Annotated in this window: 8 protein-coding genes and 1 tRNA gene; 7 read left to right on the forward strand and 2 right to left on the reverse strand. The window is 66.8% G+C overall.

Features of this window, described 5'->3' with window-relative positions; genetic code table 11:
* The 3 genes from AX735_RS26200 to AX735_RS23905 form a co-directional block, all read left to right on the forward strand.
* Positions 1–962, forward strand: a 962-nt coding sequence (locus AX735_RS26200) for a hypothetical protein (protein ID WP_202189657.1), incomplete at its 5' end; no start/stop codon positions are given.
* Between the two features lie 118 nt (positions 963–1080).
* Positions 1081–1707, forward strand: a complete 627-nt coding sequence (locus AX735_RS23900; protein WP_066285181.1) for a hypothetical protein — start codon at positions 1081–1083, stop codon at positions 1705–1707.
* Positions 1708–1796: 89 nt separating this feature from the next.
* Positions 1797–4250 (forward strand): zinc-dependent metalloprotease, encoded by a 2454-nt coding sequence (locus tag AX735_RS23905; protein WP_066285184.1) that lies wholly within the window; start codon positions 1797–1799, stop codon positions 4248–4250.
* Positions 4251–4252: 2 nt separating this feature from the next.
* On the opposite strand, the gene AX735_RS23910 is transcribed toward AX735_RS23905, so the two are convergent.
* The gene (locus AX735_RS23910; RefSeq protein WP_066285187.1) at positions 4253–4696 is read right to left on the reverse strand and encodes a YaiI/YqxD family protein; all 444 of its coding nucleotides are present in this window, start codon (positions 4694–4696) and stop codon (positions 4253–4255) included.
* Between the two features lie 59 nt (positions 4697–4755).
* Positions 4756–4829 (reverse strand) — tRNA-Cys (locus AX735_RS23915).
* A gap of 245 nt (positions 4830–5074) precedes the next feature.
* On the opposite strand from AX735_RS23915, the gene AX735_RS23920 reads away from it, so the two are divergent.
* The 4 genes from AX735_RS23920 to AX735_RS23935 form a co-directional block, all read left to right on the forward strand.
* A complete protein-coding gene (locus AX735_RS23920; protein WP_066285189.1) occupies positions 5075–5746 on the forward strand; it encodes a protein-L-isoaspartate O-methyltransferase family protein in 672 nt (223 codons plus the stop codon).
* A 53-nt stretch (positions 5747–5799) separates the two neighbouring features.
* Positions 5800–7254, forward strand: a complete 1455-nt coding sequence (locus tag AX735_RS23925) for a TolC family outer membrane protein (RefSeq protein ID WP_066285190.1) — start codon at positions 5800–5802, stop codon at positions 7252–7254.
* A gap of 39 nt (positions 7255–7293) precedes the next feature.
* Positions 7294–7734, forward strand: coding sequence for a DUF2497 domain-containing protein (locus tag AX735_RS23930; protein ID WP_060977770.1), 441 nt, complete (start codon positions 7294–7296; stop codon positions 7732–7734).
* 46 nt (positions 7735–7780) lie between these two features.
* Positions 7781–9181: PD40 domain-containing protein (locus AX735_RS23935; protein ID WP_066285191.1), on the forward strand; the 1401-nt coding region annotated here is incomplete at its 3' end.

Here is a 9181-nt window from a genome sequence, read left to right on the forward strand (position 1 = left end):
GTTGGGAATGGGTGCCGCAAGGGCTGGACTGGCTGCGCGTCCTGGTCATCACGCTGATGGTCGGCAGCCTGGCGGCGCTGGCGGTGACCGGCATCCTGCTGCTGGTCGCGATCCGGCGCGGCAAGCGTCTGGCGGGATCGAAGGGGTGGCACCGCGCGATGGGCTATGTGCTGGCGCTGCCGCTGCTGATGTTCTCGGTCAGCGGAATCCTCCATCTGGTGCAGTCCGCGCTCGAGCAGCCGACGAGCAAGCTGCGCCTCTCCCCGCCGGTGAATGTCGCAAATGCCCGCTATCCGGTGGAGCGCGACTGGGCCGAGATCGCCAAAGGGCTCGATGTCAACGCGCTGTCGCTGGTCGAAGGGCCGGGCGGTCGTGCGCTCTATCGGCTCGGGCTCGCCCAGCCGGGTTCGGCCAGCCCCAAGGGCGAGCACGATCACAGCGCGCATCAGGGACACAAGATGCCGATGGGCGATAGTGCGATCCGCAATGCGCGGTTCGAAGGCATCAGCCCCACCGGCCCCGCGCTCTATATCGATGCCGCGACCGGCAAGCCCTGGGGCGATGGCGACAAGGCATTGGCGCGCGAGCTTGGCCGCCGGTTCAGCGGCGCGCCGGACAGCGCGATCACGCATATGGAACTCGTCACCCGCTTCGGCCCGGATTACGATTTCCGCAACAAGCGGCTGCCGGTCTGGCGGATCGACTATGGCGCGCCGGTCAATGCGACGCTCTTCGTCGATACCGCGACCGGCGTGCTCGCCGACCGCACCGAGAACTGGCAGAAGCCCGAACGCTATATCTTCAGCTTCATCCACAAATGGAACTTCCTCTTCCCCATCGGCAAGATCGGTCTGAACGCGGTGGTGGGCGGCTTCATGCTCGCGCTGATCGGTTTCATGGGCGGCATCGGCCTGTGGCTCGACCGCAAGCGCAGGCGTCCGCGCAGCCAGCCCGTTGCCTAAAAGCCGCACGAGCGCGGTAGTGCATGCCGGTCCCGTCAATTCGGTGTAGATGCCGTTTGACAGGACCGGTAGCAGCGATCATCGGCCCATAGTTTATTGATAAACAGGGGAAAAATTGATGAATGTTATAAAATCGGCGCTGGCACTCACCTTGGCCGCAGCTTCCGTAGCGGCACCTTGTGCGGCGCAGGAAGCGCTGACCATCGGGGCCGAACAGCGCCCCATGCTCCGCGCGGGGACCTCGGTGCCGCTCAAGACGCTCACCGAGCTGACCACCAAGGGCAAGAAGCTGCGCGTGGGCGACCGCTTCAATCTGGAAGTCGCAGAGCCCGTCATGGTCGAAGGCGTGACGGTCATCCCGGTGGGCAGCCCGGCAATCGGCGAGGTCACCAGCGTGCGCAACAAGGGAATGTGGGGCAAGTCCGGTGCGATCGAGGTGCGGATGCTCTACACCACCGTCAACGGTCGCCAAATAAGGCTTTCGGGCGCGACCGACGACAAGGGCGTCACCGGCACGGCTGGCGTGGTCGGCGCAGTGGTGCTGCTCCCCGTTGCCGGATTTTTTCTGACCGGCACCAGCGCGGTGATTCCGGCAGGCAGCGCGATCACCGGCTTCGTGCAGGAAGATGTGCCACTGAGCTTCGCCAAGGCTGAGCCCGAGCCGATGCTCGTGACGTCCCCGGCAGCGACTGTCGCACCCGCGCCGACCGAACAGCCCGCCGAAAATCCGCCAGGTTCGCAGTAACCCGTTGGCCTGCGGGCAATGCGGACGAAAAGCCGCTTGCCCGTTAAGCCTATCGACCCCTAGTCTGCGGCAAACAGACTGGGGGTCCGATGAACCGTTCGCTTGCACTCGCCCTGGGGCTCGCCGCCCTGGCCGTTCCGCTTCAGGCTCAGGCCGCGCCGCCTGCCTCCGCCTCGGCCAGCCCGCTCGCTGGAACCGAGAAGCTCGAGGGGCTCTACCCGGTGCATGTCGACCAGAAGGGCGGGCGCATCCTGCTCTCGCTGCCCGTTGCCGGGGACGATGGCGTGGTCACGCGGATGCTCTATGCCACCGCCTTGCGCACGGGCCTGGGCTCCGCGCCGATCGGGCTTGATCGTGCCCAGCCGGGTCCTGCGCAGATCCTGCTCGTCCGGCGGATGGGCAAGAAAATCGCGTTCGAGCTCGAAAACCCCCGTTTCCGGGCGAGCAGCGGCACGCCGGCAGAACAGGCCGCCGCTGCCAATGCCTTTGCCACCTCGCTTATCTGGATGGGCGATGCGATCGATGGTCCTGACGGGCGGTTGCTGGTCGACATCGCACCGTTTTTGGCGCGCGACACGCGCAACGTCACCGCGCAGCTCAATTCGAGCGGGGAAAAGGGCTGGCGGCTGGTCGATGGGCTGAGCGCGGCGGACCCCGCTGCGGTACGCGCCTTCCCGATGAACCTGGAGTTCGAGGCCCGCCAGACCTATGCCAGCGACACGCCGGGGCCCGAGGTGCGCAATATCGCGCCCGATGCGCGGCAGGTGACTTTGGTGGTGCGCCACAGCCTGATCGCATTGCCCGACAGCGGTTATGTGCCGCGCCAGTTCGATCCGCGCGGCGGCAGCTTCGCGACGCAGATCCTCGACTTTTCCGCGCCGTTAGGCGGGCAGATCGTGCAGAATCTCGCCAACCGTTTTCGGCTGGAACGGATCGATCCGACCGCGCCGCGCTCGCGGGTGCGCAAGCCGATCGTCTTCTATATCGACAATGCCGCGCCCGAGCCGATCCGCACCGCGCTGCTCGAAGGCGCATCCTGGTGGAAACAGGCGTTCGAGGCGGCGGGCTTTGTCGATGCCTATCGAGTCGAGATACTGCCCGAGGGGGCCGACCCGCTCGACATCCGCTACAATGTCGTCAACTGGGTCAACCGTGCGACGCGCGGCTGGTCCTATGGCTATGCCGTCTCCGATCCGCGCACTGGCGAGATCCTGAAAGGTTCGGTGCTGCTCGGATCGCTACGCGTGCGGCAGGACATGCTGATCTACGAAGGGCTGGTCGGCGCGGACAAGACCGGAACCGGCGGTCCCAATGATCCGGCGAAGGTGGCGCTGGCGCGCATCCGCCAGCTCGCCGCGCACGAGGTCGGCCATGCGCTGGGGCTGATGCACAATTTCGCGGGCAGCACGCAGGACCGCGCGAGCGTGATGGATTACCCTGCGCCGCGCATCGGGTTGAAGGATGGTGCGCCCGATCTTTCCGATGCCTATGGCGTCGGCATGGGCCGCTGGGACGTGCATGCGATCGACTGGCTCTATGGCGATCCGGTGAGCGGCGATCCCGATGCTGCCGCGCGCGCCAAGGCGGAAGCGGCGGAGCGCGAGGGGCTGCGCTTCGTGTCAGATGAGAACGCGCGCAGTGTTTCGGCGAGCCAGCCTTGGGGCAGCCTGTGGGATGACGGGGCCGATCCGGTAGCCGAGCTCGACCGGATGATGCAGGTGCGCGCCGCTGCCGTATCGCGCTTCGGCCCGGCGGCGCTGGCCCCGGGCGAACCGGTCGCCAGCCTGCGCCGCAAGTTCGTGCCGATCTGGCTGGTGCACCGCTATCAGGTCGAGGCGGCGGCCAAGCTGTTGGGCGGGCTGACCTCAGAATATGCGGTCGGCCCGGGCGCGGCGGCGCAGGGCGCGCCGGTCGCTCCTGCCGATCAGAAGCGCGCGCTCGATTCGCTGCTGGCGACGCTGCAACCGGCGGTGCTCGATGTGCCGTCTGCGCTGATGCCGCAGCTCTCCGCCGGGTTCTCAGGCGATTATGATCGCCAGACCGAGATCGAGATCATGCCGATGGCGGGCACCGCCGCGTTCGATCCGCTGGTCGCGGCGCAGGTGGCGGCGCAGCAGACGCTCAACGCACTGCTCGCGCCCGAGCGGCTGGCCCGGATGGCCGAACAGCATCGCGCCAATCCGGACAGCCCCGGCGTCGATGCGGTGGCGGCACGGCTGCTCGCGTTCACCGATGCGCCTCAAGCGACCGCGCGGCTCGGTGCGGTGCGCCGCGCGCTCGGCACGCGGATCATCCTGTCACTGGCCAAGGCGGCGATGTCGTCCGATGCGGGTGTCGATGCGACGACCCGGATCGACCAGGCGCTGCACGACTGGGCCGAGGCGCAGACGGGGAAGCGCTTCGCCGATCCGGCGGACCGCGCCTGGGCGCTCTCGACCGCGCGGCAGCTCAAGGATCGCGATGCACTCAAGGCGCTGCTCGCCAGCGACAAGGCCGATCTGCCGATTCCGCCGGGCATGCCGATCGGCGATATCCAGGATTAGGTCTAACGTTTCAGCCGCACCAGCGCCTCGTCGAGCGCCTGCAGGAAGCGCGATCGGTCCGCCTTCGTGAAGGGCAGTGGTCCCCCGATTACGTCACCGCCTGCGCGCAGGTCTGCCATTATCGCGCGCGTCGCGATTGCGCCGCCGATCGAGCTGGTGGTGAACGGCTTGCCATTGGGCGCGACCACGGCTGCGCCCTGCTTCAGGCAGCGGTCGGCGAGCAATATGTCGGCGGTAATCACGATCGAGCGCGCATCGGCATGTTCGGCGATCCAGTCGTCGGCGGCATCGAAACCGTCGCTTACCACCTTGCGCGCGATTAGCGGATGCGAGGGCACGCGGATCGGGCTGTTGCTGACGATGGTGACCGCGACGCCGTGGCGCAGCGCGACGCGATAGACCTCGTCCTTGACCGGACAGGCATCGGCATCGACCCAGATCATCATGATTTCATCATCTCCCCAGGAGCAGCCATGCCGTTCGCTCGGAACTGCCGCGCAGGAAATGGAGGCCCGAGCCGGAATCGAACCGGCGTGCAAGGATTTGCAGTCCTCTGCGTCACCACTCCGCCATCGGGCCACCGTGGGGAAGGAGCGCGCATTGTGCCGGATCGCGGCGAAAGTCAAGACACAAGCGTGCGGAGGAGCCCGATGCGCGATATGTCCAAAGTGGCGCATTTGCTGTATTGCCATGCTAATACAGCCATGCCATAAGCATGGATACGGCGATGTCGATTGCATTTTGCAACCGGAAGGCTATCAAAGCGGAGCGTGCTGTTCCGTTAGGGCTTGCATCGCCGTCCGCATATTCTAGGGCGCTTGGACATGACCGATACACAGACTCTTGCTCCGACCGATTTTGCCGCTGCCCGCAGGCACATGATCGAAAGCCAGCTGCGTCCCAGCGACGTCAGCGATCCCGTCGTCATCGCCGCGATGGCCGTGACCCCGCGCGAGGATTTCGTCCCCGCCAGCCACCGTGCCATCGCCTATATCGACCGGGCGGTGCCGCTGGGCGGTGGCCGCGTGCTCAACCCCGCGCTGTCGACCGGCCTGCTGCTGACCCGCGCCGAACTGTCGGGCGACGACAAGGTGCTGCTGATCGGATCGGGAACCGGCTATATGGCCGCCTTGCTCGCCGGCATCGTGGCGCACGTGGTTGCGGTCGAACAGGATCGTGCCTTGGTCGAACAGGCCAGCACCGGACTTGCCGGACTTGCCAATGTCACCACCGTCGAATCGGCGCTGGTGGAGGGCCACGCTGCAGGGGCACCCTATAGTCTCGTGATCATCGACGGCGCGGTTGAGCAGGTACCCGATGCCATCGTGGCGCAGCTCGCCGATGGCGGGCGTTTGCTGACCGGTCTGGATGAGGCAGGCGTGACCCGGCTGGCCGCAGGTCGCCGTCAGGGTGGTGCCTTCGCTCTGGTCCCCTTTGCCGATACCGACATCGCACCGCTTGCGGCCTTCGCCCGGCCAAAGAGCTATACCTTCTGAAGCACAGGGCCTCGCCATTGGCATCGGCGGTGGACGACAAGAGAACCGGATAGATGAAGACTTCGCTTTGGATGGCCGGTTGTGGTGCGGCGCTGGTTCTGGGCAGCGTGCCCGCCCAGGCGGATACGCTGCGCGATGCGCTGATCGCCGCCTATCAGACCAACCCGACGCTCAACGCCGCGCGCGCCCAGCAGCGCGCGACCGACGAAGGCGTGCCGATCGCGCTGGCCGACGGTCGGCCCAGCTCGCAAGTCCAGGCGCAATATTCGGAGAACTTCCTCAACCCCGCCAACGCCTTCACGGCACCTGCCCGCTCCGTCAACGGCACCATCAGTCTGGACGTGCCAATCTATTCGGGCGGCACGGTGCGCAACGCGATCAAGGCATCGAAGACCCGGGTCGAGGCTGGACAGGCCGATCTGCGCGGTACCGAGGCGACCGTCTTCAGCAACGTGGTCGCCGCCTATATGGACGTGATTCGCGACGAGGCGATCGTCGGACTGCAGCGGCAGAATGTCGAGGTGCTCGACGTCAACCTCCAGGCTTCGTCCGACCGGTTCGAGATCGGCGATCTGACGCGCACCGATGTTGCCCAGTCCGAGGCCCGGCTCGCGATTGCGCGCAGTGACCTGCAGACCGCCGAGGCGAACCTCATCCGCAGCAAGGAGACCTATATCCAGCTCGTCGGCCGCGCTCCGGAAGCGCTGGAGCCGCCGCCGCCGCTGCCCAACTTGCCCGATGCGCCCGATGCCGCCGTGGCGACGGCGCTCGACAGCAACCCCGATCTGGAAGCCGCGCGCGAGCGGGTCAAGGCGGCGGAATTTGATGTGAAATCGGCGCGGGGTGCACGCATGCCGCGCGTCGGGCTGTTCAGCCAGGGCAGTTACCAGAATTTCCTCGGCACGCTGGGCAGTACCCTGATTCAGGGCAATTTCGTGCAGCAGCAGTCGAGCGCCGCCGCTGGCGTCCAGGTGACCGTGCCCGTTTATCAGGGCGGCCGCCCCGGCGCGCAGATCCGCCGCGCCCAGGCCGTGACCGGCCAGGCGATGGAGCAGGAAATCGCCGTCGAACGCAGCGTCATCGCGCAGGTGCGCGCTGCCTATGCGAGCTTCAATGCCTCGCTTCAGGTGATCGAATCGTCGCAGCGCGCGGTCGATGCGAACACGCTGGCACTGGAAGGCGTGCGCGCCGAGAACAGCGTCGGCAACCGCACCATCCTCGACATTCTCGATGCCGAGCGCGAGCTGCTCAACGCACAGGTGCAGCTGGTGACCGCGCGCCGCAACGCCTATGTCGCGGGCTTCACGCTGCTGGCGGCGATGGGCCGGGCCGAAGCACGCGATCTGGGTCTCGATGGCGGGCTGCTCTACGATCCCGAGATCAATTACGAGCGCGTCCGCGACAAGATCATGGACTTCGATTCGGACAAGGACCCGGTCGCCCAATCGACGCGCACCGTTGACAGCCCCGCGCAAAATGCCGCACTGATCGGCCCGCCCAACCAGTAAGGCAGGGCACGGGGCGAATCGGATCAGGGGCGCAAGGGAATGACACGCGATATCGGCGAGCCGAGCCTTGAGGAAATCCTCGCCTCGATCAAGAAGGTGATCGCGGAGGATAACCGCAAGCCGCGCCGCGCGCCGCCGCAACGTCCTGCGCCCGCGCCCGCCCGGCAGGCAGCACCGGTGGATGACATTCTCGAACTTACCGACAGCGTCGAACCCGAGCCGGCGGCGGAGCCTGAAGAAGCGCCGCTGATCAGCCGTGCGGGCGAGCAGTCGATGCGCGAATCGCTTGCCGTGCTGGCGACGCTGACCGAACCGGGCGTCAGCCCGCAGATCGTCCGCTCGGGCGAGACCTCGCTCGAAGGTATGGTGCGCGCGATGCTGCGCCCGATGCTCGCCGAATGGCTCGACAAGAACCTGCCGCCGATCGTCGAGGCGATGGTCGCGAAGGAAATTGGGCGGATCACCGGCCGCAAGGGCTGAGCTTCTCCTTTGCACCCGGCGGTACCCGATGGTAACGCCTGCAACCATGAAGAAGATGCTCCTCGCCGCGCTGGTCGCCAGTGCGCTTTCGCCCGTTCTCCTCGCCAGCCCTGCCGCCGCCCGGCCGATGACCGAGACGGACCTTGCGACCTTCAACCGGCTGGGGGCACCCGCCGCGTCGCCCGATGGCAAATGGGTCGCCTATCAGCTGACCACGACCGATCTCGCCGCGAACAAGCGCAGCACCGGGCTGTTCGTGCTCGACCTCGCGGACAGCAAGGCCCAGCCGATCGCGATCGCCGATTCGCCCGGCCATAACGAAAGCGCGCCCGTGTTTGCGCGCGATGGCAAGCACCTGTTCTTCCTGTCGAACCGCTCGGGGACCAACCAGGTGTGGCGCGTCGCGCTGCCCGGCGGCGAGCCAGTGCAGGTGACGCAATCGGCGGTGGACCTCAGCGGCTTCAGCCTCTCGCCCGATGGCAACAGCCTCGCGGTCTGGGCGGATGTCGCCGAGGGATGCTCGGTCGATACGTGCGATGCCAGGGCCAAGCCGATGGGTACGGGGCGCGAATATGACCGGCTGTTCGTGCGGCATTGGGATAGCTGGCGCGAGCCCGGCACCTATTCGCGCATCTATGCCTATGCGCTGGCGACCGACGGCAAGACCGCCGGTCCCGCGCGCGCGGTGAGCGGTGGAATCGAAGGCGATGCGCCGAGCAAGCCGTTCGGCGGCGGCGAGGAAATCGCCTGGAGCGCCGACAGCAGCGCCATCGCCTTTGCCATCCGCAAGTCCGATGGCGACGAGCCGCGCTCGACCAATCTCGACATCGTCTGGCAGCCGCTCGCCGATGGCGCGACCGCGCAGAATCTGACCGAGACCAACCAGGGCACCGATTCGCTGCCCACCGCTTCGCCCGATGGCCGCTGGCTCGCCTGGGCGGCGATGGCGCGGCCCGGTTACGAGGCCGATCGCATGGTCGTGCACCTGCGCGACATAAAGACCGGAAAGACCGTCAAGCTCACCGACGGCTGGGATCGTTCGGTCGGCTCGATCGCCTGGGCTGCGGATTCGAAGAGCCTGCTCGTCACCGCACAGGACCTGCTCGAGCATCCGGTGTTCCGCGTCGATGTGCCCAGCGGCAAGGTGACCCGGCTGACCGAGCGTGGCAATGTGGGCAATGTCGTGCCGCTGGCGGGTGGCGCGATGATCTACACGATCAACTCGGTCTCCGCGCCCGACGATCTGGTGCTGATGGACGCGAAGGGCCAGACGCGCCGCTTGACCAATGTCAACGCGGACAAGCTCGCCGGGCTCGATCCGGTGATGTACGAGCAGTTCTCGTTCAAGGGCGCGAATGGCGATCTTGTCCATGGCCAGATCGTCAAGCCGCACCAGAGCGGCGGGGGCGCGAAGGGCAAGCTGCCGGTCGCGCTGCTGGTACATGGC

Source organism: Blastomonas sp. CCH1-A6 (assembly GCF_001556365.1).
In the GTDB taxonomy this organism is placed as follows: Bacteria; Pseudomonadota; Alphaproteobacteria; order Sphingomonadales; family Sphingomonadaceae; genus Blastomonas; species Blastomonas ursincola.